A 25,927-nucleotide genomic window follows, 5' to 3' on the forward strand; every position below is an offset into this window, starting at 1 on the left:
CCCGTAATGCACGAAAGGTTCAAAATGAAAATAGTCGCCGCTGAAGTCTTCGTGACCAGCCCCTCCCGAAACTTCGTGACCCTCCGGATCACCACCGAAGACGGTGTCACCGGTATCGGTGACGCCACCCTCAACGGCCGGGAACTCGCCGTCGCCGCCTACCTCAAGGAGCACGTCGCGCAGCTGCTGATCGGCAAGGACCCGCACCGGATCGAGGACACCTGGCAGTTCCTGTACCGCTCCTCGTACTGGCGCCGTGGGCCCGTGACCATGGCGGCCATTGCCGCCGTCGACATGGCGCTGTGGGACATCAAGGGCAAGCTGGCCGGCATGCCGGTGTACCAGCTCCTCGGCGGCGCTTCCCGCACCGGCCTTCGCGCCTACGGCCACGCCTCCGGCGCTGACATCCCGTCCCTCTTCGACTCCGTCCGTGAGCACCTGGAGCTCGGGTACAAGTCCATCCGCATCCAGACCGCCGTGCCGGGCATCAACGCCGTTTACGGTGTGGCCGCGCAGGCCCAGGCCTCCGGTGAGCGGTACGACTACGAGCCCGCCGGCCGGGGCGCGTTCCCTGTGGAGGAGGACTGGGACACCCGCGCCTACCTGCGCCACCTGCCCACCGTCTTCGAGGCGGTGCGGAACGAGTTCGGCCCGGAAATCCCGCTGCTCCACGACGGCCACCACCGCATGACCCCCATCCAGGCCGCCAAGCTCGGCAAAGCGCTGGAGCCCTATGACCTGTTTTGGCTCGAGGACTGCACCCCGGCCGAAAACCAGGAAGGACTGCGCCTGGTCCGCCAGCACACCACCACGCCGCTGGCCATCGGTGAAATTTTCAATACTGTGTGGGACTACCAGACCATCATCAAGGAACAGCTGATCGACTACGTCCGGGCAGCTTCCACCCACTTCGGTGGCATCAGCCCGTTGAAGAAGGTCATGGACTTCGCCGCGCAGTACCAGATCAAGTCCGGTTTCCACGGCCCCACCGATATCTCCCCGGTCGGGTTCGCCGCGCAGTTGCACGTGGGCCTGGCCATCCATAACTACGGCATCCAGGAATACATGCAGCACTCGGACAAGACCAACGAGGTCTTCCACCAGTCGATGACCTTCAAGGACGGCTACCTGCACCCCGGCGACAAGCCCGGCATCGGCGTCGAATTCAACGAAGAAGCTGCAGCGGCTTACCCGTACCAGCAGGCCTACCTGCCCTACAACCGCCTCATCGACGGAACGGTCCACGACTGGTGAGCACACACCACGTCATTGTCATGGGCGTCTCCGGCTGCGGCAAGAGCACCGTCGGAGCGCTCCTGGCGCAGGAAATCGGCGCCGCCTTCCTCGACGGGGACTCGCTGCACCCCTCCGCCAACATCGAGAAAATGGCAGCCGGAATCCCGCTGGACGACAACGACCGCCAGCCTTGGCTCCAGGAAGTAGGACGGCGCCTGGCAGCCGAGGGCGGTGATTCACTCGTCATAGCCTGCAGCGCCCTGAAACGTTCCTACCGGGACATAATCCGTACCGGCGCTGCAGACACCCGGTTCGTCCATCTGCATGGCACCGCGAGTCTTCTTGCCGCGAGAATGTCGGCTCGACCCGGGCATTTCATGCCGCCGTCACTCCTGGCGTCGCAACTGCAGACGCTGGAACCACTCGGCGAGGGTGAGTCAGGAATTGTTCTTGACATCGGTGAATCCCCTGCTCGGCTGGCGTCTGAAGCGGCGGCCTGGCTCGAATTCGCAGAACGCGGAGTCCGCTAAAGGTGCAAGCTAAGCGGACTCTATTAGCGGGTCCGCTTAGCTGGAAACCCGTAAACAGTATCGAAACAGTCTCTTCTCAGGTCTGCTCAAACTGCCGCTTCTCTAGATGCAGCGACCATGCGGCGTTAAGCACAGATGTCCTTCTAAGTACGACCTTCAGCGCGTCGGTTTTTCATAGTACGTACGGGTTTCGGGCATCCTCTCCGGTTCAACCGACGCCTGTCCGTGTCCGAAAGAAACTTGGCTGAGGTTCACCCCAGCCGGAGACGAGAATGCCGCCTCGTGGCAGGCCTGCTTTAGATGGCTAATCGGTCAGACCACTTCGCGGCGCTGATCGCTGCGCCCTTTTTCTGTATGGGACTGCTGTCGTGACTGTCGTGACTCCCTACGCTTGGTAGACGGAGCCCACCAAGAGCTCTGCGAGTCTGCCCGCGGCGCGCTTTAGTTCCGGGACTCCGGCCGTGAGGGAGTCTTCGGTGGCTGCTTCCATGGGGCTGGTGAGGGAGATGGATTCTGTTGGTCTGCCGCCCCTGTTCGGTACTGCGACGGCGACGGACATCACCCCGGTGGCCCGCTCGTCGGCGGAGTAGGCGTAGCCAGCGCCGGCCTCGGGCAGGCGTGCGTGGAGTGCTTCCAGAGTGAAGGCCCGGTCTTCGTGGCCGGCGGCGATGGCCGCCGCCGTGATCCGCTCCAGTTCCTCCTCTGGTTCGGAAGCGATCAGGATCTTGCCTGCGGCACCTGCGGTCAGCGGGAGCCGCTTGCCGAGCGGAAGGTCGTAACGGAGCGGCGCCGCACCGTCGAGGCGTGCCACGAGGAGCCTTTCGTATCCGAGCCTGGTGTAGAGCGATGCGGTCAGCCCCGTTTGTGATGCGAGCTGCTGAAGGATGGGGCGGGAGGCGACCACCAGGGGGTCATTCTCCAGGTAGCTGCGGGCTGCGGGCAGTACCGCCGGTCCAATGCGGTAGGACTTGTCCGTCTGCGTCACCATGCCAAAGTCCTGCAGGACGCGCAGGATGCGCAGGGTTGTCGGCAGGCTCATGCCGCAGGCCCTGGCCAGGTCGCTAAGCCGCTGCGGCCGCTCGGCGCGCTGAAGTTCGGCGAAGACTTCCATGGCGCGCGAGAGTGAGCGCATGTTCGTGGCCTTTGCGCCTTCATCGGCGACTCCGGCAGTGCTCTTCGCAGTCTCGGTCATTCTTTCATTGTATGTAACTTACTTGCGCTTGACATCACCTGTGGCTGGTGTCACTATTTTCTTTAGTCGAAACACTCTTTCAGTGTGTGTAAGAAATAAGCTAGTTGGAAGGAAGCCATGACAACGGAGTCAGTTATGACTGAACGTGCACCAAGGGTTGCCCCTTCTGTCCTGGTCGGAATCGGCTCGTTCGCTGCCGTCGGGACCTACACCTTGATCGATTCAATCGGTCTGGGGCTGTGGACATCACTGGGACCGGGGCCCGGGTTGTTCCCCTTCGCGATGGGCGTGTTGCTCGTAGCGATGTCAGCCCTGTGGCTGATCCAGGAACTGCGCAGCCCCAGTGAAGCAGCCGCGGTTGTGGACCGGCGGCTGGTGATCGAGGTTGTTGTCAGCCTCGTTATCCTCGCAGCGGTCATGGACCTGCTGGGGTTCCAGCTGAGCATGTTCTTCTTCCTGCTGTACCACCTGAAACTGCGGGGCCGCAGGTCGTGGGTTTCCTCGCTCATCATCGCCGTGGCCGGCAGCTTCGGAGCGTTCTATGCCTTTAATTACGGCCTGAACGTCGCCCTGCCGGTGTCCGCGATCCCCCTGCTGAACACGATCGGACTCTAGACGTGGATATTTTCAACGACCTGCTGGGCGGCTTTGCCGCCGCCATGACATGGCAGAACCTGCTGTTCGCCTTCCTTGGCTGCCTGCTCGGAACGATCATTGGCGTCCTGCCTGGCATCGGCCCTGTCGCCGGCGTGGCACTGCTGATTCCCCTGACCCTGAACATGGACGCCACAGGGGCCATCATCATGCTCTGTGCCATCTTCTACGGAACGGCCTACGGCGGAACCATCACCAGCGTCCTGCTGAACACCCCCGGTGAAGCTGCCTCGGCCATCACCACGATCGATGGCTACGCCATGACAAAGATCGGCAAGGCCGGCGCGGCTCTGACGATCGCCGCGGTCGGGTCCTTCGTTGGCGGAACCATAGCCACCATCGGCCTGGTCGCCGCCGCCAAACCGCTTGGGGAATTGGGCCTGCTGGTCGGGCCACCGGAATTCTTCGCCCTGATGGTGGTGGGGATCTCCCTGCTGGTTGCCCTGGCTGGAAAGTCGATGGTCAAGGCCGTCATTTCCGGCGCCCTGGGCCTGCTGATCGCCATGGTCGGCATCGACCCGGTAGCCGGTGCTCCGCGGTTTACGTTCGGCATGGACCGTCTGCTGGACGGCGTCAGCTTCGTAGCAGTGATCGTGGGTGTCTTCGGCCTCTCCGAACTGCTGTCCTACCGCAAAGACACCGCCACCGCCAACGTGCACGCCCCGAACTTCCGCTCGCTGCTTCCTACGGGCAAGGAATGGCGCCGCAGCGCCCCGGCCATGGCCCGCGGCACCGGCATCGGCTTCGGCCTGGGCCTGATCCCGGGCATGACCGGCTCGGTATCCTCCCTGCTGGCTTACGGGGCTGAGAAGAAGTTTTCCCGCCACCGCAACGAACTCGGCAAGGGTGCCATCGAGGGCGTCGCCGGTCCCGAAACGGCGAACAACTCCCACGCCAACGCGGCACTGATTCCTCTGTTCACCCTCGGCATCCCGGCCTCGCCCACCATCGCTGTGCTGATGGGCGCGTTCCTCCAGCAGGGCCTTACCCCGGGGCCCACCCTCTTCACCGAGAACTCCGAGATCGCCTGGGCCATCATCGCCAGCCTCTTTATTGGCAACCTGCTGCTGCTGGTGCTCAATGTCCCGCTGGTGGGCCTGTGGACCTCCATCCTGCGCGTCCCGTCATCGATCCTGACCGCCCTGATCCTGCTCTTCATGGTGATCGGCGCCTACACGATCAACTTCAGCGTCTTCGACGTGTTCGTCATGATCGGCTTCGGGCTCCTCGGCCTGGCGCTCCGGCACCTGGACATTCCGCTGGCGCCCATGGTCCTCACCCTGGTCCTTGGGCCCCTGATGGAACGCTCACTGCGCGAATCCCTTGAAATCTCACAGGGCGACTTCGGCATCTTCGTCAACCGCCCCATCTCCATGGTCCTGATCGGACTCGGACTCCTGATCCTCTTCAGCCCGCTCCTCAAGCTGCGCAAGCCCAGGGCACTGACCGAAGACCCCGAAACCTAAACCACGCTTCATCCCCCTCACCGGCTGAAAATCCCCCTCCAGCCATACACCCCAAGCAATAACACCCCTTCGAAGGAGAAGACCTTGTCCCGCACACGCATTGCCGCAGCCTTCGCAGTTGCATCCCTGATCGCTCTGACCGGTTGCGGCGCCAACGCCGGAGCCGGCAACAACGCCGCCGATGACTTCCCCAGGAAAGGTAAAACGATCGACCTCGTCGTCGCCTTCTCCTCGGGCGGAGCGGTGGACACCGCTGCCCGGCTCATCCAGCCCATCCTTGAAGAAGAGCTGGGAACCAACGTCGAGGTCATCAACAAGCCCGGCGCCGGCGGTCAGATCGGCTACACACAGCTGACCAGCGCCGCCCCCGACGGCTACACCATCGGCGCCACCGGATCCCCCTCTGTTGTGGTCTCACCCCTTGATCCCAGCCGCGGGGCCAAGTACACACGCGACAGCTTCCAGCCCCTTGGCCGGCAGGTCATCGACCCCACCGTCATCGCCGTCCAGCCCGACAGCCAGTACCAGACGCTGAAGGACCTGCTGGACGCCGCCAAGGCGAACCCGAAGTCGATGACCGCCAGCACTACCGGCCTGCAGACGGGCGAACACTTCGCACTGGCCCAGACCCAGGAAACCACCGGCGCCGAATTCGCCCCGGTCCACTTCTCCGAAGGCGCATCCCAGGCGACAACCGCGTTCCTGGGCAAGCACGTCGATGTCCTGGTGGCCAACGTCAGCGACGTGACCGACCTGACCAAGCAGGGCAAGGCACGGGTCCTGGGCGTGATGTCCGATGAGCGCGCACCTTCCCTGCCCGACGTTCCCACCTTCAAGGAGTCCGGCTACGACCTTGTCGCCGGAACAGCCCGCGGTTACTCCGCCCCCGCCGGCCTGCCCGACGCGGTGGCCAAGAAGCTTGAAGCCGCAATCCAGAAGGCCATCGAGGACCCCGCCGTGGTCAAGAAAATGGAAGACCTCGGCCTGCAGACCAGCTACCTCTCAGCTGCGGACTACAAGCAGTTCTGGGCCAACCAGGAGGAGGACTTCAAGAAGGTCCTTCCGCTGGTCACGAAGACTGACTAACCCTCCTGCACACTTTACGGAAGACACCATCATGACAACCCCAGCCCTCGACGCTATCGACGCCGACTTTCCCCGACCCGGCAGCGACGTCATTGCCCGACTCGCCAAATTGCCTGCCGCCAACATCGGCGACGCCACTGACCGTCTCGGTGTAGCGGACTCCGCCATTCAGGCCATCTGGCCCGGCGCACAGCTCGCTGGCCCGGCCTTCACGGTTTGGACCCGTCCAGGGGACAACAAGGGAATCCACCAGGCCTTGCAGCTCGCCCGCCCCGGGGACGTCATCGTCGTTGCCGGCGGCGGGGACGAATCCCGGGCGCTGCTGGGTGAACTCATCGGTGAACGTGCCATCAACGCCGGTATTGCCGGGTTCGCACTCGACGGCGCCGCCCGCGACGCCGAAACGCTGGGTGAAATCGGGATGCCCGTCTTTGCCCGTGCCACTAGCCCCGCCGGCCCCTACAAGGACGGCCCCTTCCGGATCGGCACCGCTGTTGCGTTCGGCGGGGTTCCCGTCCTGCCCGGCGATGTCATCGTCGGGGACTCGGACGGCGTCGTCGTTGTCCCCCGTGACCTTGCAGAAAAGGTGGCTGAAGCGGCTGAAGCCGTGTTCGCCGACGAAAGCAACCGCCGCGCCGCGATCATCGCGGACCGCCGCTAACCAGGAAGGACGGAAAATCCATGACAGCGTGCACCGTTATCGGCCTCGGCGAAGCCGGAGCCATCTACGCCACGGCCCTTGTCACCGCCGGCCACGAGGTCACCGGTTTCGATCCTGTAGCCCCTGCCACTCCTGACGGGGTGACCAGGGCCGCAACGGCAGCCGAAGCCTGTGCCGGGGCAGACATCGTGCTGGTCCTGACCGGTGCCGCCGCGGCACGGGCCGTAGCGGAGGAGTGCCTTCCGGTACTTCCTGAGGGCAGCACCTACGCGGACCTGACCTCATCCTCACCCCAGGTCATGCGCGAACTGGGACAGTTGCCGGGCAAAGCACTCTTCGCCGACGTCGCAATCCTCGGGCCCGTCCCCACCCAGGGCGCGAAAACACCGCTCATGGTCAGCGGTCCCGGAGCCCGCGCCGTGGCAGACCTCCTCTCGCCGCTCGGGGCCGAGGTAGAAATCGCCGAGGGTGAACCCGGTGAAGCGATGGCCCACAAGCTGCTCCGCAGCGTCCTGATGAAAGGCCTGGCCTCCGTAGTGGTGGAAGCCGTCACCGCAGGCCGGGCAGCTGGTCACGAGGACTGGATTCGCGGCCAGATCGCGCGCCAGCTGGCTGGCGACGGGCAGGCCGTCATCGACCGGTTCCTCACCGGAACAGTGAAGCACGCCCAGCGGCGTTCCAAGGAAATGCAGGACACTGCCGACTACCTGTCAGCCGAACTGGGCGTCCCAGCCGAAATGACCACCGCCTCGGCAGCAGCACATGCCCGGCTGGCAGCAACGACCGCGGAGCCCACACCGGCCTTGCGCTAACGCCTTCGTCTCGGACCTGGGGGCACGCGGCCACTGAAGGCCGCGCGCCCCCTTGCTGTGCCTCCGTTAAACCGACAGAGTCTGCTCAGCTACGGACGATAAGTACACCTGCCGCCTGTGAGGCGTCGGCACGACTTTACACGTCGGTGCGGTCGCCTAGTTGAGCTACACCGCAACCTGACACCGGCAGTCACGTGACGGAATTATCCGGCCCTTAGATAAAGGCGGGGAGAACCCGAAAAGGGCGTGTTTGCCCGCGCCGATCGACGGCATCCTGACAGCGCACCTGGAGGCGTAGCCTAACAGTTCGGCCGTGGCGGAAGCCGCACTGCTCTGGAATAAGGGGGTGGCAGGCGGTTCTTGGGGAGTTAGTTTCCCTTGCAGCCGCAGGATCTCCGCACCTGCAATTCGGCTGGAAAGATGAGGTGCTCGGATTCTCGGTTGCGTTGTGCTCCTATGAGGGCGCTAACGGCAGCTTCTGCCATGGCTTCGGCGGGTTGTACCACTGTGGTGAGCGGCGGCCAGCTGTACTCTGCCTCCGCTGAACCGTCGAATGAGGCGATGGCGATGTCATCCGGGATGGAAACGCCGGCTTCATGGAGTGCCCGGAGGATACCGACGGCCTGCAGGTCCGAACTGGCGAAGATGGCAGTTGGTTTATCCGCTGAGGCTAGGAGGCGGCGTCCGGCTATGTATCCTCCCTCACGTGTGAACGGGCTTCGAACGATAGGTCCTTCGGGCAGGCCTGCCTCGGTCAGGGCCTGCAGCCAGCCCTGTTCGCGTCCGTCAAGGAAGCCCCCCGTGTTGGTACCCATAGCAAGTGCGATTCTTGTGTGTCCATGACTGATCAGGTGTTCGACGACGCTCCTGGCGCTGCCTGTGAGGTCCACACCAACGCTGTTGAAGCCGGGCGCGTCGGCGCTGTGATTAAGAAGTACTGCAGGGATGTCCGCTGATTCGAGCTCTGCGAGGTCTGGTTCCATTAGGACGCTGGATAGGAGCACTCCATCGACCTGACGGGCTGCGAGGTTGCGGATGTTCCTACGTTCTTTGGCGAGATTGCCATCTGAATTGGTGAGCAGCAGTGCATAACCAAGTTCGGCGGCGGCGTCTTCCACAGCGTGCGCGAGCAGTGAGAAAAAGGGGTTACCGTTATCGGGGATCACGAGTCCAATGGTTTCCGTAGATCCCAGCTTCAGCGCTCTTGCCGCGGCATTGGGCCGGTAGCCCAGGACGCGGATTGCGTTTTGGACCTTGGCTTCGGTGGCCGGGGCGACGTTCTTGGGCCCGCCGTTCACCACGTAGCTGACGACGGCGGTGCTGACGCCGGCGTACCTGGCCACGTCCTTGCGGGTCACGGGACCGCCGCGCGGGGCCTGCACTGCGGGGGAAGTCATGTTCATCATGCTAGCTACTGGTACCCGGCGCATCGCCGAAGTCACGGATGGGAAGCCTCGCGCCATTCTGCTGCGCCGACTGGTGGGCCACGATTCCCGGGAGGGTGAAGCGGGCCGCAACCCACGCATTCACCGGCGGCAGTGAGCCCTCGTTGACGGCCGTGACAAAGTCATCCACCAGGAAATGGTGGCTGCCTTCGTGCCCGTTGGGGGCTCCCAGGAACTCCTTCGGCAGCCGTTCTGCGTCGTGGACCGGGGACAGTCCCGATACGAAGGCGTCGCGGAGTTCCGGCGCCACATTGGCCAGGAAGGGATCGTCCAGTGGAATGCTGGGCCGGGTTTCCATCTGCTCCGAAATGTCGTGGACATTTTGTTTGTCCTGCCAGACCGTGACTTTGGCGAGCTGCTCAAAGCTTGCCTCGGTGCCGAAGAACCGGAACCGGGATTCGCGGATGTGGGAGGGGTAGCCGACGCGGCGCATTTCGTTGGTGCGCATGGCGCCGCCGTCGTTTAGTTCGAAGAGCGCCGTGGCGTTGGAGAAGTCGTTGCCGAACATGCTGACGTCTTTGTTGAAGACGCCGTCGTTACGGCCGTCCCGCATTCCCACGCAGCTGACACTGACGGCATACGCCGGGATGGCGCCTAGGACTCCGCCGATGGAGTGGGTCGGGTAGAGCATAGGCGGGTAGCTGGCGGTTTCCTTCCACCGTTCGCCACCGCTGTACTGGTAGGCGTCGTAGAAGCCCAGATCCATGTCGTGGACGTAGTCGCCCTCGGCGTAAAAGATGCGTCCAAACTTGCCGGCCGCGTGCTGCTCTCGGGCGTAGACCGTGGCCGGGTTGTAGTAGCTGGTCTCCCCCATCATGTACACCAGCCCGGTGTCCTGCACCGCGTCGATGATGCGGGCTATTTCTTCTTCGCTCACTGCCATGGGAACGGCCGAGTACACGTGCTTGCCGGCGTGGAGGGCCTGCTCCACAAGCGGGCCGTGCGTCCAGCGCTGCGTGAAGATGGCGACGGCGTCGACTTCGGAAGCCAGCAGGTCATCGAAGGCCGGCTTTACCCCTGCCAGGCCGTAGCGTTCCACCGCTTCGGCAGCCCGCTCGGGGCGTTCATCCACCACGTATACATCGTTGACTCCGGGGTGGAGATTGAACAAGTGCGCGAACTGGGTGCCGAACTGCCCTGCGCCCACTACGCCTATCGAAAACGTCATTGTTTGCCCGCCCCTCCTACTCCTGAGTCATGCACACATACACACGACATCGTCTCCGTAGTGTCCCATCCCTGATCTACTCGAGTCAACATTGAGTACAGCTGCAGTGGTGGAAATGCGAAAAGAAAGAGAACTAACTTGCCCTGCTATATCTACTCGTATAGATTTGCTCCCAGTTGTTAGCCCCGTCACAGTCAGGAAAGGGTCGAAGATGACCACCCTTGCCAAACACTCGAGATCGGCAACGCCGGCTTCCCCATCCTCCAAGCCGCGCGGCGGCTTCCGTCAGTCCGGGGATCTTAGGATCGCCCTGTTTTTTATCGCACCGGCACTGATCGGGTTCGTCTTCTTCTACCTGGTCCCCACCGTGCGCGGCATCTACCTCAGCTTCACCGAGTACAACATCCTCGGCGATCCGGAATGGGTCGGTATGGAGAACTATCAGGCGATTGCAAAGGATCCCCTGTTTTGGAACTCACTCGCCGTCACCGGCCAGTACGTGTTCCTGAACATCGTCCTCCAGACGGCCCTGGCCCTGGGACTGGCGCTGCTGATGCACCAGGTGGCTAAATCCACGATCATCCGCGGCGCACTGCTCCTGCCGTACCTGATGTCCAACGTGATCGCGGCACTGCTGTGGTTCTGGATGCTGGACTACCAGATCGGCGTCGTGAACCAGTTCATCGACTGGGCGGGATTGCCACGCGTGGCGTTCTTCGGCAGCGAGGAATGGGCCATCCCCACCCAGGCACTCATTAACACCTGGCGGCACATGGGCTACACCGCCCTGCTGATATTCGCCGGCCTGCAGGCGATCCCGGGCCATGTGTACGAGGTGGCAAAGCTGGACGGTGCTTCCGCCTGGCAAACGTTCCGCAAAATCACCACCCCGCTGCTGCGCCCGGTGCTGGTCCTGGTGCTGGTGGTGACGGTCATCGGTTCCTTCCAGGTCTTCGACACCGTTGCCGTGACCACTGGAGGCGGCCCGGTCAACGCCACGCGCGTCATCCAGTACTACATCTACCAGCGGGCCTTCACGGAGTCGGACTTCGGTTACGGATCCGCTATCGCCGTCATTCTCTTTCTCATCCTCGCCCTCGTGGCCTTCATCCAGATGAAGTTCCTCAAGGGCAACGAGTCGGACCTGGACTAAGGAGTCCTCCCATGACCACCACCACAAACCGCGCCCGGCTGGCCAAACCGGCCGCCTGCCGTCGTCCGTTCAACGCCCGCCGTGCCGGCGCTTGGGCACTCCTGGTCCTGGCCATCGCCGTCTCTGTGCTCCCCTTCCTCTGGGTGCTGCGCACTGCCTTCTCCACTAACAACGCGCTGGCATCCAACGCCACCAGCCTGCTGCCGGCCGACTTCACCTTCGGCGCCTTCCTGCGGGTCTTCGGGCTCCAGACCCCGGCCGAGGCAGTGGCCGAGGGAGGATCGGGCGCAGCCATCGACTTCTGGCTCTACCTGCGCAACTCCATCATCTTTTCCTCCATCACCACCGCCGGGGCCGTGTTCTTCAGCGCCATGGCCGCCTACGCCTTCGCCCGACTCCGGTGGAAAGGCCGCAACGCAGTCTTCAGCCTGTTCCTGGGCACCATGCTGGTCCCGCCGATCTTCACCGCGCTGCCCAACTTCCTGCTCATCAAGAACCTGGACCTGCTGAACACCATGCTCGGAATGGTCCTGCCCTACGTCTTCATGACCCCGTTCGCCATCTTCTTCCTGCGCCAGTTCTTCCTGAACATGTCCCGCGAGGTGGAGGAAGCAGCAATGCTCGACGGCGCCAAGCACCTTCGTATCTTCTTCCAGATCGTGCTGCCCAACGCCGCCGCCCCCATCGCCACACTCGCGCTCCTCACCTTCATCGGCCAGTGGAACGAATACTTCTGGCCCCTGCTGGTCGGATCCCAGGACGACGTCCGCGTCCTCCAGGTAGGGCTCGGCGTCTTCAAGTCCCAGTCTCCGCAGGGTGCCCCGGACTGGTCCGGCCTCATGGCCGCGACCCTCATCTCGGCCCTGCCCGTCCTGGTCCTGTTCGCCGCCTTCGGCAAGAAGATCGTCAACTCCATCGGCTTCTCCGGCATCAAGTAACAGCCGTCATCATCTGACTTCCCGCTTCACACCCATACACCCTCTCCAATTCCCAATCGGAAAGTAGAACCATGAAGAAATCCCTCGGCGCCGTCGCCGTCGCCGCAGCTGTGGCCCTCTCCCTCTCTGCCTGCAACGGATCCTCCTCGGAAGAATCCGCCAAGGGCGAAATCAGCTACTGGCTCTGGGACGCCAATCAGCTGCCCGCCTACCAGCAGTGCGCCGACGACTTCACCAAGGCCAACCCGGACGTCACCGTGAAGATCACCCAGCGCGGCTGGGACGATTACTGGTCCACCCTCACCAACGGCTTCGTGGGCGGCACAGCACCGGACGTCTTCACCAACCACCTGGGCCGCTACGGCGAACTCGCCGAAAACAACCAACTGCTCCCCATCGACGACGCCGTCGAGCAGAACAACATCGACCTCTCCGCCTACAACGAGGGCCTCGCGGACCTGTGGGTGGGCCAGGACGGCAAGCGGTACGGCCTGCCCAAGGACTGGGACACCATCGGCCTGTTCTACAACAAGGCCATGCTCGCCGCCGCGGGCATCTCCGAGGACCAGATGAAGGACCTCACCTGGAACCCCGAAGACGGCGGCACCTACGAAAAGGTCATCGCCCACCTCACGGTGGACAACAGCGGAAAGCGCGGCGACGAGCCCGGGTTCGACAAGAACAACGTGGACGTGTACGGCCTCGGCCTGAACGGCGGCGGCGACTCCTCCGGCCAGACCGAGTGGAGCTACCTCACCAACACCACCGGCTGGTCCCACACGGACAAAAACCCGTGGGGCACCCACTACAACTACGACGACCCCAAGTTCCAGGCATCCATGGACTGGTTCGCCGGCCTCGCTGACAAGGGCTACATGCCCAAGCTGGAGACCACCGTCGGCGCAGCCATGGCAGACACCTTCGCCGCCGGCAAGTCCGCCATCAACGCCCACGGTTCATGGATGATCGGCCAGTACACCGGCTACCAGGGCATCGAAGTGGGCATCGCCCCCACCCCCGTCGGCCCGCAGGGTGAGCGCGCCTCCATGTTCAACGGCCTGGCCGACTCCATCTGGGCCGGAACCGAGAAGAAGGACGCCGCCACCAAGTGGGTCGCCTACCTTGCATCCGCTGACTGCCAAGACGTGGTTGCCTCCAAGGCCGTGGTCTTCCCGGCGCTGAAGGCCTCCTCCGACAAGGCCGCCGAAGCGTTCGCGGCCAAGGGTGTTGACGTGACCGCCTTCACCGAGCACGTCAAGAACAAGACCACGTTCCTGTACCCCATCACGGACAACACGGCCAAGGTCAAGGGCATCATGGAACCGGCCATGGACGCCGTGGTTTCAGGCAAGGCCCCGGCCAGCTCCCTGACCGCCGCCAACGAGCAGGTCAACGCCCTCTTCAAGTAACCCCATAAACGTGGCTGCGTATGTGGTCGCAGCCACTTGCGCTGGATGCCGCCGCTCCTCCTCGCGGCGGCGGCATCCAGCCCCCTTTCCACCGACTCGCCCAACGACTTTTCCCCACTGGGGGCAGCCTAAGACGCACCCCGTGAATACCGAAAGAGACTTATGGACCCCCTCCACCTCCGTTCCGCCGGGACCAGCCTGGTCATCAGCTTCGACAGCGGGGAGGCCGAGGTCATCCACTGGGGCGCGGACCTTGGCAGCACACTGCCGGACCTCGCCATCCTGGGTGAACCGGTCCCCCACTCGGCCATCGACGCGCGTGTTCCCGCCGGCCTGCTGCCCCAGGCCTCCTCGAGCTGGCGTGGACGTCCGGGCATGCGCGGGCACCGCATAGCCGACGGCGTCTCCGGACTCGACTTCTCCCCGCGCTTGCGCACCGTGGATGCGCGCCTTGAAAACACCACCGCCGTTATCACCCAGGCCGACCACGACACGGGCATCAGCGTCGCATCCACCCTGAAGTTGCACGACGGCGGGCTGCTGGAGCTGCGGCACACCGTCACCAATACCGGCACCACGCCCTACCAGCTCGACGAACTGGCCACCATCCTCCCGGTGGCGCCCGACGCAGTCGAACTCCTTGACCTGACCGGCCGCTGGTGCCGGGAAAACTACCCGCAGCGCCGCGTCATCCAGCAGGGCACCTGGGTACGCACGGGTCGGCACGGACGCACCGGCCACGACTCCTCTCTCCTGCTTGCCGCAGGAACCCCCGGCTTCGGGAACCGCCACGGCAAGGTCTGGGCCACGCACCTAGCCTGGAGCGGCAACCACGAACAGTTCACAGACACCATCGGTGACGGCCGCACCATGATCGGTGGGTCAGAACTCTTGGGCCCGGCCGAGGTCATCCTCGAACCGCAGGGCAGCTACACCACCCCTGCCCTGTTCGCCGCCTACTCCAACTGCGGTCTGGACGGCATCAGTGAAGCCTTCTACAACTGGTTCCGCTCCCGCCCCCACCACGTCCTCCCAGCCGTCGGTGGCGGGAAGCGCCGGCCGGTGGTCCTGAACACCTGGGAAGCGGTCTACTTCGACCACAACCTGGACACGCTGATCGAGCTCGCGGACTCTGCCGCGGAGCTCGGTGTTGAACGCTTCGTGCTCGACGACGGCTGGTTCCGCGGCCGCCGTGACGACCACGCCGGCCTCGGCGACTGGTACGTCGACGAGACCCTCTGGCCCGAAGGGCTCACCCCACTCATCGACGCCGTAACGTCCCGCGGCATGGAATTCGGGCTGTGGGTGGAACCGGAAATGGTCAACCTCAACTCCGACGTCGCCCGTGCACACCCCGACTGGATCGTGGGCCCGGCGGCACTGTCGCACAAGGACGGCGGGCGCCTGCCGCTCGAGTGGCGGAACCAGCACGTCATCGACCTGGTCAACCCCGAAGCGTGGCAGTACATCTACGACCGCATCGATGCCCTCCTGACCGAAAACAACATCAGCTACCTCAAATGGGACCAGAACCGGGACCTGCTTGAGCACGGCCACGGCGGCCGCTCCTCGGTGCACGAACAGACCCTGGCCGCCTACCGCCTGTTCGACGAGCTCAAGAAGGCCCACCCCGGCGTCGAAATTGAAAGCTGCTCCTCGGGCGGGGCACGGGTGGACCTGGGAATCCTGGAAAGGACAGACCGGATCTGGGCCTCGGACTGCAACGACGCGCTGGAGCGGCAGAGCATCCAGCGCTGGACCGGGCTCGTGGTTCCCCCGGAACTGGTGGGCGGGCACATCGGCCCCACCACCTCGCACACCACCGCCCGCACCCATGACCTCTCCTTTCGCGCCATCACTGCGCTGTTCGGGCACTTCGGCATGGAATGGGACGTCCGGCAGGTCACCGGGGCAGAGCGTGAGGAACTGAAGCGGTTCATTGCACTGTTTAAGGAACACCGGGACCTCATCCACAGCGGACGGATGGTCCGCGCTGACGTAGCAGACGAGTCGCTGATGCTGCACGGCACAGTGGCTGCCTCCTCACCTACGCCGGGTACGACTGCGGCACTGTTCGCCCTGGTCAGCACGCGCACCGCGTTCGCCGAGCAGCCCGGCAAGGTAGCTATTCCCGGTCTCGACCAGGACCGCGAATACCGGGTGGAAGCCATTTTCCCGTCACCTGCAGACGCCGATTACCGCCACACCTTCACGCAGGTCCAGCCGCCGGCCTGGCTGTCGGACGGAGCGGTAGCCAACGGCCGGTTTCTGGCCGAAGTGGGCCTGCCGATGCCCATCCTCAACCCCGAACACGCCCTGCTGCTGAAGTTCACAGCACTTTAGTCCCTGCAAGTCCAAAGCTGCCCCGGAGTCCATTGCCATCAGGCAACGGCTGCGGGGCAGCTTGGCTCCACACAAGGAAAGTCCATGCAAATTCTGGTGACAGGGGGAACCGGGTATATCGGTTCCCACACTGTTTTGTCCCTGCAGGAAGCCGGCCACGACGTTGTTGTCATCGACAACCTCATCAACTCAAGCGAGGAGTCGCTCCGGCGGGTGGCTGAGCTCACCGGCAAGACCGCGGCGTTCCATAACGTGGACCTGGTGGACGAAGCTGCGGTGGAGCAGGTTTTCGCCGATACGGCGATCGATGCCGTCATCCACTTCGCCGGACTGAAGGCCGTCGGCGAATCCGTGCAGGAGCCCCTAAAGTACTACTACAACAACCTGGTCGGCACCCTGAACCTGATCCGCGTCATGGACCGGCACGGCGTCCGCTCCTTCGTCTTCAGTTCGTCCGCCACCGTGTACGGCGAACACAACCCCATCCCCTACGTCGAAAAGATGGAGATCGGAGCCAACAACCCCTACGGCCGCACCAAAGAACAGATCGAGGACATCCTCTCCGACCTCGGCGCATCCGACCCCCGCTGGCATATAGCCCTGCTGCGCTACTTCAACCCCGTGGGCGCCCACCCCTCCGGCCGGATCGGTGAGGACCCGCAGGGCATCCCCAACAACCTTGTCCCCTTCATCGCCCAAGTGGCCGTCGGCCGGCGCGAAAAGCTGATGGTGTTCGGCGGCAACTACGACACCCCGGACGGCACCTGCCTCCGCGACTACATCCACGTCGTCGACCTCGCACAGGGCCACGTGGCCGCCCTCAACCACGTGGCTGACCGCGAGGGCGTCTACCGCTGGAACCTCGGCTCCGGCAAGGGCTCCTCGGTGCTGGAGGTTCTGCGCTCCTTCGAAAAGGCCGTCGGCAGGCCCATCCCGTATGAGATCACCGGCCGCCGCGCCGGCGACCTGCCCGCCTTCTGGGCAGACGCGACGTCGGCCCTGGCCGACCTCAGCTGGTCTACCACCAAGACGGTGGACCAGATGTGCGAGGACCACTGGCGGTGGCAGAAAAACAACCCCCAGGGCTACGACGCCCAACAAGGCCACATCGGCCTGCGCTGACTTCGGTTCAGCCTCTACTTACGCTAGGCTCTCGCGCTGCAAGGCACTCGCCCCGCTGGGGCGATCCAGCCACCAACTTGTGAACCACATTAATGCGCGACGCGGTTCTCCTTGTCGCCGCTGCCACCCCTCACTGGTCTGTTGAAGTACACCCCAACCTGACGTCAGGCTGGGGTGTAGGAGGCGTCCGCGTAGGGTCTGATTCTCCTATTTCTGACAGGCCGACATCAGCCTCTAGACCCAAACCTGACAGGCCCTCGCTGGTTCTTGTTGCTCCACTGAGAGTGGATCTTTTGTCAACTTAGATTGGTTGACAAGAAGTTTCCGACCAAGTTGGGTGCGAGCGGATGAGTGCAGCTGCGTCACTTCGGGCAGCCTTTACGGCCTTGCTCGTCCAACCTAAATATGCAGCGGCGTCGGCCAGCTTGGTGAACTGCTGGGCCGCTGCCACTTCATTGGCGCGCTGCTGACGTCCCGGGTCTGAACTGGGGTCCTCGAAGAACTTCGCATCCTTCAGCAAACCCTTGACCGTCTCGAAGCTGCAGTCGAACGCTTGGGCAATTTCTTTTCTCGTGAACCCATCCTTTTGGAGGGTCAACGCGTGGTTTGCCCGATCGAGGCGCTCGTTCCTGCTTGTGTCATTCGCGTTTGCGGCCGTCAGGCCTGCACGCTGAAGAGTGGAACGTACCTTGGTTTCGGAGCATTTCAGTCTTGCGGCTATTCCCGACTTACTTAGTCCTTTGCGTGCCAATTGGCGTATGGATTCGTCAAGCGCCTCGCGGGCTTCTGCCTTCGCCGCCCGTTCCTGGCGCTTAGCCTCACGGGCTAACTCGCGTGCGGCATCCCGAACCCTCCGCTCTTCCTCCTTCCGCGCAATGTCCAGGTCGATGAGCCGAAGACGTAAAGCGACGGGAATCTGGTTTCCTCCGCGCTTAGACCAAACTAGATGTGGCGCAGAGGACCTCTTCGACCGGATAAGCCGCGCATCTTCATCGGATAGGTTTTGGGACGTTTGCATGACACGCTCGCGGGCTTCATCAGTCAAAAGGGCCAATAAAGTGTCGCACTCGGCATGTACGCCCGAGTCGACTTGAAACGCCTCTCGTTCGGGCCACCATGGCAGGAATACGGCCGCCAGCTTTACGCCATCTTCAGGGCGGACGCGCGCCTCGCCCGAGGCATACACTGCCCGCCCTCGCCTGTTATGCCCAGCGACGAACTCATGCATTTCGTCCGCAAAATCCGACCCTAGATATCCAATGCGCTGGCCTTTCACATGAAATGCGACCGCCCAACGGTCATGAGGGTTGCCCGGCTCCGGAACCAACTCGACGTCGAGACTCTGCCCCTGTGCAAACTCAACGAGTGCCGGCTGATGATAAATGGCACCGCGAACATAGTGGTAGTCGAAGTTAAAATTTTCAACTCGCAGCCAGTATTTCTCCTTTGGCCGTGAATACTCGCCCGGGGGAGGTGTGTAAACGCTGCTTGTCATCCTGGCCTTTCATCTATTGTGAGCAAAACGAGAATACTTCCTTGAACAGCAAATTCTATTAGTGGCCGGCACCCCTCTTTGCCGTTTCGCACCAGCCCGTGGACTGGCCTCGTGAAGCTTTGCGTCTCCACCTGAACCGTGGTGCTGCAGGGGCAGGACTTCGGGTGTGCCAGGTGAGGTTCCCGTGCTCCTGGGGGCTCCAGCACCCTCCTCAAGAGGCCGTATTAAGCCCGACTCGGCTGTCAGTGCGGCATTCCCGCGCCCGATACACAGATGCTGAACTGCGCAGATACTGTCTGCACAGCTCGTCGACGTGGCTATTCTTTTGTCCGAGGTCCAAGGCGTTATCGATGGCTTCGCGCAGGCTTCGTATTAGGTATAGGAAGCAACGGCTATCACCGCCGGGGTCTCATGCCGATGCCGGCCCAGTGCTGCTCCTCATGCTAGCGGGAGGGTGCAGTACCGAGACTACGCTTGTCGCGTGAAGATTATCCCTGTCACGGACCCGAGCGAAATTGCGCACAGCCAGAGGATCATGGGCTACTTTCAACGCACAGAGGAGGTAGCCACAGCACTGGGTCCACTCATATCCCCGCAATCTGGGTCAGGTTTGGCACAAGACGATGCGCGCTGCCCCCACCACGACGTTGCGGGCTATGCCTTCAACCAACTGACGGTGGCTACTTCTTGTATTGAAGCGATGAGGCGAATGATGGTGCAGGAATCTGATCAGTCCATCATGCTGACAGCTAGCGCTTTTGGTGCCTATGCCCTCGCTCGCAACTCAATGGACGCTGCGGCCACGGCACTATGGCTCTTAGAACCAGTGAATGGCACTTTGCGCATCAAGCGAAGGATCCTACTTGGGCTCGATGAGGAGGAAAAGAAGGGGGCGATGTTTCAAAGCATCGGGAAGCCCTGGGTGGAAGTGAAGCGCCGCCGGCGCCAGCGCTTGAAGGAGGTTGCGGGCGAGGCTCAACTCGGGGTGTGGAACCCATTTGCAGATAGCCTCCCTACTATGACCAAGACCCTTCGAATGTTGGAGCATCGACACGAGAACGTTGTGATGCCGTGGCTCGCCGCTTGGCAGCTGGCAAGCGGTCACGCTCACGGCAAAATGTGGGCGCATCTGGCGTCCAATGAGATCGAGGAAATTCCGGGCACGCAGACGTCTACCGGCGCGCAATACGTGATGACGATCAACTTCGGCATGCTTGCGGTGGTGCTCTACGAAGCGGTGCAACTTCTGGAGGTAGCGGGTCTCAGGTACCTAAATCTCGCGAGAAGGCCCTAACGTTCTGTTAGCAGCGAGGGCGGCCGAATTGATACTGCATACCCGGAGCAACACGTCATCGACGAGTGTGACGCAGGAAGTTGAGCTCGTCGGCGTACTCCGGGAACTTCCCGATCTTTTCAATTCCATGACGCCGTAGCCCGATAACTCCACCGGCGTTGAACGGGCGCCCTGTCGTGAATTGTCCAGAGTTTTGTGGACGGTTCAGGACTGTCACACTGCCAGCACAGAATGCAGGTGGCGGCCATCGGAATGGGCCCTACTCCCCCTATGGTTCTTCTGAGCCTGGTTCGGCCCACTCCAGAGCGGCGACGAGATGCCCCTCGTCAGGGAGTGCTTGCTGTTCTGCTGGCGGCAGTTTGTCGTAGGTGTAGGCGGCCACGGCCATGGGGGATGTGGAGCGGCCAAGACTGTAGCGGACGCTACGGTCATTCTTGGTCCCGCAGATAAGGATCCCAACTGTTTCATTGTGGAAGTCCCGGCGCATAACATCATCGACCAGCGCGACGTAGAAGTTCAACTTGCCCGCGAATTCCGGCTGGAACTTGCCCGTCTTGAGCTCAACGACAACATACCTCAGCTGTTCTAGGTGGAAGAAAAGCAGATCAATGTAGAAGTCGTCGCCGTCGACCTCGAAGTGGACTTGGCGGCCGACGAAGGCGAAGCCTGGGCCCAGCTCCCGGAGAGTTTCCGTGATCCTGCTGGTGAGCGCGTCTTCCAGGTCCCTTTCGGCCACTTCGCCGGAGAGTCCGAGGAACTCGAAGTTGTAGGGGTCCTTGGCGATCTGTTGGGCGAGCTCGGAATCTTGTGCAACAAGCTGTTGCACAAAGTTTGAGGGCGCTGCCCCGGTACGCTCCAGGGTCTTGTTCATGATCATGTTCAGCAGGACGTTGCGGGACCAGCCGTATTCAACGGCTGAGGAGGCGTACCAGGCTCTGGCCTCCGGAGTGTCGAGTTTGTCCAACAGCACGGTGATGTGACCCCACGGCAATTGTCCAACAGGCTGTTGGACAATTGGCTCCGGCCAGGCCGCGGCGAATCCGCGCATGTAAAACAAGTTAGACCGGGAGAGTCCTTTCATCTCGGGGAACTCGGCCCGTAGATCATCGGCCAGTCGTCCGATGACTCCGCTCCCCCAGCCTTGATAGTCCTGGCGTTCCAGGATCGTCCTGCCGATGCTCCAGTAGAGCTCGATGAGTTGCGTGTTGACCGTTCGTATCGCCTGGGTGCGTGCCGCCCGAACCCGTTCTTTGAGCTGGCCCAAAAGCTCTGTGTAGCCGGAAGGGAGAGCGAGGTCGCGGGCATCAGTCATGAATTCGATCCTATCCATCATGCGATACCCGGTACGGGCACTCCCACTCCCCCTACAGCCGGAGTCTTAGCAACCGCGCCTAGAGATTCAGCGTTTACCGGCTCGAACGGTTTTGAAGGAGCTTTGTAGGCCATGGGTTCCACGCGATTTGCGGGCCTCTGTCACCTGCCCAGGGCTGCGCTGGTGACGTGCGCTGGTCCTGGTCGGCATTGAGTCGTGCCTGTACAGCTTCACGGTGGCCATGCCTTCGTGGCTGGCGGCCAGAGCCTTGCCGTCGTTCTTCGTGGAAGACTCCACGTCAAGTGGAAGACTGATCAAGTCGGATTCTGAATTCTTACTGGAGGGGCGATGGCTGCCGAGTGGGCCATTGGGATTGCATCCAAAGCTGCAGGCCCTATTCTTGGAAAGCTAACCATTACCGCCTGGCAGCGTGTCTCTCTGTCATGGATTGTGGCTTGGCGTGCACGCGGCCAAGTCAAGGCACTTCATCTTCCTGTGCCCGAGTACTGGAGTTTTCGCCGTTACCTTAGCGGTCCAGAACCACTCGCCGCACTGAAGAGTGGTGATCCTGAGCGAGTCGAGAGGCTCGCTGAGGACCTTCGGAGACAACCATTTGGCGCCTCCTGGGCGCTCACCGCAGACGAATCGTCCCAAGTCGTTTCTGCCCTGCTTTCCGCCTACACGCAGGGGCTTACCGTCAACGAAGCCATTGAAGTTCAATCATCGGCTACACGGGCGGAAATAAGGTCTGCGCTTATCCCTCCAGCCTCCGTCTTTGACTCAGACCTGCAGTTTATGGCTCCCCTGCGCGCTAAGCATGCCAAGATCCTGGCCGCAGATTGGCCGGCTGTTCAACGGTTCGTTCATGAATTTGTTGCTGCAGAGGATCCTGCCACTGCCTTACGGGACTGGGCCCAAAACCGACCGAGCTGGCTAGGGCAACCAAATTCACAAGCCCTACTCTGGATGGCTGACCTCGCATCCGATTTTGGCTTGAATACCGAAGCCATAGAACTCATCGATCAAGGCCTAAAGCAAGGGGCAACACCCGCTGCCTACTGGGAGGTCCGACGTGAGCTGCTCAGGGAAGCCCCGACTCCTGCTGCCCAACGGGAGCGAATGATGCATCAGGCAGGGCACCCTCTGGCTGATGCCATAATAGCCGCACTGGATAACGCCCCAGCCCGAGCCCTAGACATCCTGAAGACATGGGAGACGCCAGAAGCACCAGAACGCGCGCTCAAAACCTCGATGCAGTGCCAATTCCTCGCCGCCCAAGGTGATATCGATGGCGCAGTGCGACTAGCTCGTCTGGCGTTGGAAAACGACGAAATTACGGGGCCAGCCCAACTGGCCGCTGACTATCTCCTGCACCGAGGTACATCCCGGGAGTCAAGGCTGCACTTCTCTGATCTTGAGATCAGCCTCGAGTTGGCGTTGGACGTTCGTAACAGAATCCGAAGGTGGAGAGGGCCCTCCCATCGTGCCGTTGCCACTGCAATCCAAGCCGCCCAGGCTCTCGGCAACAGCAGAATGGCGTGGAAACTGACGCAAACGTCACCAAACGGGGAAGCGACCGTCCAGGAGGCCAGTAACAAAGATATCCGTCAGCGGGCACTCATTATCGCTGCAGAAATCAGGCCAGACAACGAGGTTGTTACCCTCCTAGAGAATGAGTCTGACCCGCTCTCAGGACTCGAAGCCAAGGCACTGATGGCCGAACACCGGGAGGACAAAAAGGCAGCCCTGGAACTTTGGCTGGAGGCGGCCAATCTAGCTACAACACCGTCCGAGCAATTTCGAATCGGACTGCACCTCGCCATGCACGGAACCATTTCCTCAAAGCTGCAAGCGTTGGCTAGTACTAATGAGGACCTCGTCAGCGACATCAAACTCATAGCCGAGGCTTTCAGCGGGGTCGCGGGACAATTTGAGGCGCTTAGGACACGAGCAAGACAACGGCGCCCCCTTGCCTTTGCCCTCTACAAGTACTTCGATTCACGCGCTGAGTTTGCACAAGCCGCGCAAGTCGCAGCAAACGCGGCGGAGCAATGGTCTGACGCCGAACTTTGGTTCACAGCAGCAAACGCATACCTACGCTCCGATGATAAAAAGGCCGCAGTGGAATGCGCCCGACACGCTCTTGCCACAGCCAACTCGCAGTGGGGAAAACAGGAGGATGTTTGGCGTCTGCTGATAGAGAACCTCTCCGCGGTTGGCCGCTGGGCAGAAGCTGCGGAGGCCGCAGCACAGCTGATGTCCCATGATCCGCATAATCCATCAGCAGTCTGGGCCCTCGTGGAATGCCAGATGCGTTTGGGCCAACTCGATGAAGCATGGAGAACTTATGCGGACTTCGGAGGCAAACCCTCGCCCCGCAACGAGCATGAAGCTATCGTCCGCATCGAATTGTGGCGACGCAATCAAAAGGCAGGCGATGCCTTATCCGACCTTCTTAAAGTCCTCGATGCATTCAGCGCGAGCAAACAGGTCCGTGTCATGGCAACCAAGGCACTGTTGGGAGCACCCGAAGACCTGCCTGAAGCAGTCTCCGAACAAATTCGGACCAGGTTCGCAGAACTGCTGCCCAGCCTCGAGGATGTCTTCGTTCCCCAGACCGTGGACCTCGATGACCCGCTGGCCACCTTGGACACGCTCGTGGCGCAAATACCCGACACTTCGGATCTGGACCGGCAAGTCGAGGAGGGCGAGCTTCCGTTCGGTTTGGCCGCTTCCGTGCACCACCGCAGCTATGTAGAGCTTCTTGCCTGCCGCACAGGAACAGCATTTTCCGGCAACGCGGCGGCATTCAACCAAGAGGTGTCAACTGCCATCTCGGCCCGCAACTTGGAAGTTGTCGTCGACGTCAGTGCTCTTGAGGCACTCGGCCACTTTGAGCAAGAACTGGGTGATCAGTTGCTTGGCTACATCCGGGATATTGTCGCGCCCTTGGAACAAATGCTCGACTCAATCCAGGCTCTGGACGCGTTAGCCCATCGTTCCACGATGTCAGTTGGCAGGACGAGCGCCGGCACAGCCCAAATACACACGATCCCCGAGCAGGAGGCCGATCAGCGCTTCAGCCGTGCGAAGCATGTACACACGCGCCTTCAAGGGATGAGGTGCCAGGGACGCTCAACTCGGACGAACATCCCAAGTGCCAAGGCCGAAGGAAAAGTGTTCGTATGGCTTACTGCTCTAGACCTCGCGATGGACGAACCGCGGAAGCCTCTGTGGTGCGACGATGCAAGTATTCGTCAACTGGCCGCTTCCTTAGGTATTGAGTCCTTTGGAACGTCTGCACTCATTGAAGCGATGAGACGTCAGCACGCCCTGACCGATGACTTGGCGACGACGCTGCAAGCGATTCTAATCAACCATCACCATGTCGGATCGGTCTTTCGCCGGGAGTGGTTAGAAGCCGCTGCTGTACTCGACGGGTGGCGAGCTGGCGGCTGTGCCAGCTATATCGCTTGGGCTCCCCTTGGAATCGCTCCGGAGGAGCCTGTCCGTTTTGTCCTGGAGGCGCTCACCCGATCGGCCAATGACCCCGGTTCGGTCCAAGGTTGGGTGGAGGCTACCTCTCGTTGGCTTATTCGTATTGGCGCCCACGACGCTTACTCAAACCTGGTGTTGTTTCTACAGAGGCTTCTGGAGCAGAGCTGGCTTACCGCGAATCAGCTGCCCTTCGTATTAGCGGGCGTTCGAGCGGCAGCGACCAAGGCGGATATCGCTGATCCCTTTGAAGAAGCTCTAGCCAGTCACTACCAGGGACTTACGGAAACGGCAGGGCCAGAATTGGCATCCCAGTATGTACGCGGCCTCGTCCAGCAGACAGAGGCCAACGACCGCTGGGTGACACACCGCATAATCCTTACCAGCAACTGATCGCAGCCTCATCGTCATAGAAAAGCAGGCGACCAGTCACCCTGCCCTCGACGACAAGATCCGGAACAGCTCAGCGCCCAGTAGAGCAAAGATCCCGCTCGGGCTGACGATTGCCGAACCGATGGTCTCCGCAACGGAAATGTTTCCGTTGTCCTTCCGGCTCTCTCACGTCGCTGTTTGAGATACTTCATCCATGTCTGAAGAACGCCATGGTGAAAAATGGAATATTGGAGACCGTATACGCTATCCGCATCCGAATCCAGATAGTCGTCGAACAGTCGAGGGAACGATTCTCGACAAAACCTGGGGCCGGGAGAGCGGAACCCCGATCTATCACTTCACCGTCAAAGCCGACGGTGAAACAGAAACTTGGGTAATTGGTCCCAACGTTATTCAACCTGCCACAGGAGCACCGACACCGGCGTCTGTTGAAACGGCCGCGGCCCCTGATGCCAACGCGCAGCCTAGCGATAACCTTTCTCATGGCTCCGAAACAGCTGCACCCGTGGAGTATCCCGAACCGTTCCCCGAAAAGACCGGTTTCGGTCCGCTCGACGCAGACAACCAACGCGAATGGCGGAAAGACAAGGCCCGGTGGGAGAAGGAAAACAGGCCATAAGGCCCGGCAAGCCTACTTCCGAGTGGGATTTCGTCCCGGTCACGAGCGGCAGACCTTAAGCCTTGGTTAGACGCATTGATCGCTAACAACTAGCCAATTGCAGC

20 protein-coding genes are annotated in these 25,927 nt (G+C 61.9%); 15 read left to right on the plus strand and 5 right to left on the minus strand.

Translation table 11 applies throughout. The annotated features are described in order from the left end of the window. Positions 1-24 precede the first annotated feature (24 nt). Together manD and FDW83_RS09225 are read left to right on the plus strand one after the other, a co-directional pair. On the plus strand, positions 25-1,254 hold the full coding sequence (gene manD / locus FDW83_RS09220; protein ID WP_138137708.1) for a D-mannonate dehydratase ManD: 1,230 nt from the start codon (positions 25-27) through the stop codon (positions 1,252-1,254). After that, entirely contained in the window at positions 1,251-1,766 is a 516-nt protein-coding gene (locus FDW83_RS09225; protein WP_240720927.1) for a gluconokinase, GntK/IdnK-type, read from the plus strand. The genes manD and FDW83_RS09225 overlap by 4 nt, the downstream gene beginning before the upstream one ends. 385 nt (positions 1,767-2,151) lie before the next feature. Here FDW83_RS09225 and FDW83_RS09230 read toward each other — a convergent pair whose 3' ends face one another. Beyond that, positions 2,152-2,958 carry an IclR family transcriptional regulator gene (locus tag FDW83_RS09230; RefSeq protein ID WP_138137710.1) on the minus strand — a complete coding sequence of 269 codons (807 nt, stop codon included), beginning with the start codon at positions 2,956-2,958 and terminating at the stop codon, positions 2,152-2,154. Between the two features lie 117 nt (positions 2,959-3,075). On the opposite strand from FDW83_RS09230, the gene FDW83_RS09235 reads away from it, so the two are divergent. From FDW83_RS09235 to FDW83_RS09255, 5 genes are all read left to right on the plus strand, one after another. Beyond that, entirely contained in the window at positions 3,076-3,573 is a 498-nt protein-coding gene (locus FDW83_RS09235) for a tripartite tricarboxylate transporter TctB family protein (RefSeq protein WP_138137712.1), read from the plus strand. A 44-nt stretch (positions 3,574-3,617) separates the two neighbouring features. Next, a complete protein-coding gene (locus FDW83_RS09240; protein WP_370281199.1) occupies positions 3,618-5,078 on the plus strand; it encodes a tripartite tricarboxylate transporter permease in 1,461 nt (486 codons plus the stop codon). Positions 5,079-5,162: 84 nt separating this feature from the next. Then, positions 5,163-6,164, plus strand: a complete 1,002-nt coding sequence (locus tag FDW83_RS09245; protein ID WP_138137716.1) for a tripartite tricarboxylate transporter substrate binding protein — start codon at positions 5,163-5,165, stop codon at positions 6,162-6,164. Positions 6,165-6,195: 31 nt separating this feature from the next. Beyond that, complete coding sequence (locus tag FDW83_RS09250; RefSeq protein WP_138137718.1) at positions 6,196-6,825, plus strand: methyltransferase; 630 nt, start codon at positions 6,196-6,198, stop codon at positions 6,823-6,825. A 20-nt stretch (positions 6,826-6,845) separates the two neighbouring features. Next, on the plus strand, positions 6,846-7,637 hold the full coding sequence (locus FDW83_RS09255; RefSeq protein WP_138137720.1) for an NAD(P)-dependent oxidoreductase: 792 nt from the start codon (positions 6,846-6,848) through the stop codon (positions 7,635-7,637). Positions 7,638-8,005: 368 nt separating this feature from the next. Here the strand turns inward: FDW83_RS09255 and FDW83_RS09260 are convergent, their stop codons facing one another. After that, positions 8,006-9,034, minus strand: a complete 1,029-nt coding sequence (locus FDW83_RS09260; protein WP_138137722.1) for a LacI family DNA-binding transcriptional regulator — start codon at positions 9,032-9,034, stop codon at positions 8,006-8,008. A 10-nt stretch (positions 9,035-9,044) separates the two neighbouring features. Then, the gene (locus FDW83_RS09265; RefSeq protein ID WP_138137724.1) at positions 9,045-10,250 is read right to left on the minus strand and encodes a Gfo/Idh/MocA family protein; all 1,206 of its coding nucleotides are present in this window, start codon (positions 10,248-10,250) and stop codon (positions 9,045-9,047) included. Positions 10,251-10,461: 211 nt separating this feature from the next. Between FDW83_RS09265 and FDW83_RS09270 the strand changes: the two genes are divergently transcribed. The 5 genes from FDW83_RS09270 to galE all read left to right on the plus strand — a co-directional run bounded on the left by FDW83_RS09270 (position 10,462) and on the right by galE (position 17,215). Further along, complete coding sequence (locus FDW83_RS09270) at positions 10,462-11,403, plus strand: carbohydrate ABC transporter permease (protein WP_138137726.1); 942 nt, start codon at positions 10,462-10,464, stop codon at positions 11,401-11,403. Positions 11,404-11,414: 11 nt separating this feature from the next. Beyond that, the gene (locus FDW83_RS09275; protein ID WP_138137728.1) at positions 11,415-12,341 is read left to right on the plus strand and encodes a carbohydrate ABC transporter permease; all 927 of its coding nucleotides are present in this window, start codon (positions 11,415-11,417) and stop codon (positions 12,339-12,341) included. Between the two features lie 71 nt (positions 12,342-12,412). Continuing rightward, positions 12,413-13,750, plus strand: coding sequence for a sugar ABC transporter substrate-binding protein (locus FDW83_RS09280; RefSeq protein WP_138137730.1), 1,338 nt, complete (start codon positions 12,413-12,415; stop codon positions 13,748-13,750). Positions 13,751-13,912: 162 nt separating this feature from the next. Next, on the plus strand, positions 13,913-16,093 hold the full coding sequence (locus FDW83_RS09285; RefSeq protein ID WP_138137732.1) for an alpha-galactosidase: 2,181 nt from the start codon (positions 13,913-13,915) through the stop codon (positions 16,091-16,093). 84 nt (positions 16,094-16,177) lie between these two features. Continuing rightward, the gene (gene galE / locus FDW83_RS09290) at positions 16,178-17,215 is read left to right on the plus strand and encodes a UDP-glucose 4-epimerase GalE (protein ID WP_138137734.1); all 1,038 of its coding nucleotides are present in this window, start codon (positions 16,178-16,180) and stop codon (positions 17,213-17,215) included. Between the two features lie 301 nt (positions 17,216-17,516). On the opposite strand, the gene FDW83_RS09295 is transcribed toward galE, so the two are convergent. After that, positions 17,517-18,710: a hypothetical protein gene (locus FDW83_RS09295; protein ID WP_138137736.1), complete on the minus strand. Its 1,194-nt coding sequence runs from the start codon at positions 18,708-18,710 to the stop codon at positions 17,517-17,519. 481 nt (positions 18,711-19,191) lie between these two features. Between FDW83_RS09295 and FDW83_RS09300 the strand changes: the two genes are divergently transcribed. Further along, positions 19,192-20,004, plus strand: a complete 813-nt coding sequence (locus tag FDW83_RS09300) for a hypothetical protein (protein WP_138137738.1) — start codon at positions 19,192-19,194, stop codon at positions 20,002-20,004. 268 nt (positions 20,005-20,272) lie between these two features. Here FDW83_RS09300 and FDW83_RS09305 read toward each other — a convergent pair whose 3' ends face one another. Next, complete coding sequence (locus tag FDW83_RS09305) at positions 20,273-21,316, minus strand: YhcG family protein (RefSeq protein WP_138137740.1); 1,044 nt, start codon at positions 21,314-21,316, stop codon at positions 20,273-20,275. A gap of 966 nt (positions 21,317-22,282) precedes the next feature. Here FDW83_RS09305 and FDW83_RS09310 point away from each other — a divergent pair. Together FDW83_RS09310 and FDW83_RS09315 are read left to right on the plus strand one after the other, a co-directional pair. Next, on the plus strand, positions 22,283-25,204 hold the full coding sequence (locus tag FDW83_RS09310; protein WP_171027511.1) for a lipopolysaccharide assembly protein LapB: 2,922 nt from the start codon (positions 22,283-22,285) through the stop codon (positions 25,202-25,204). A 193-nt stretch (positions 25,205-25,397) separates the two neighbouring features. Beyond that, complete coding sequence (locus tag FDW83_RS09315; protein ID WP_138137744.1) at positions 25,398-25,823, plus strand: hypothetical protein; 426 nt, start codon at positions 25,398-25,400, stop codon at positions 25,821-25,823. The last annotated feature ends 104 nt before the right edge of the window (positions 25,824-25,927 follow it).

Origin of the sequence: Pseudarthrobacter sp. NamE2 (assembly GCF_005796205.1) — a bacterium.
Classification (GTDB): Bacteria; Actinomycetota; Actinomycetes; order Actinomycetales; family Micrococcaceae; genus Arthrobacter.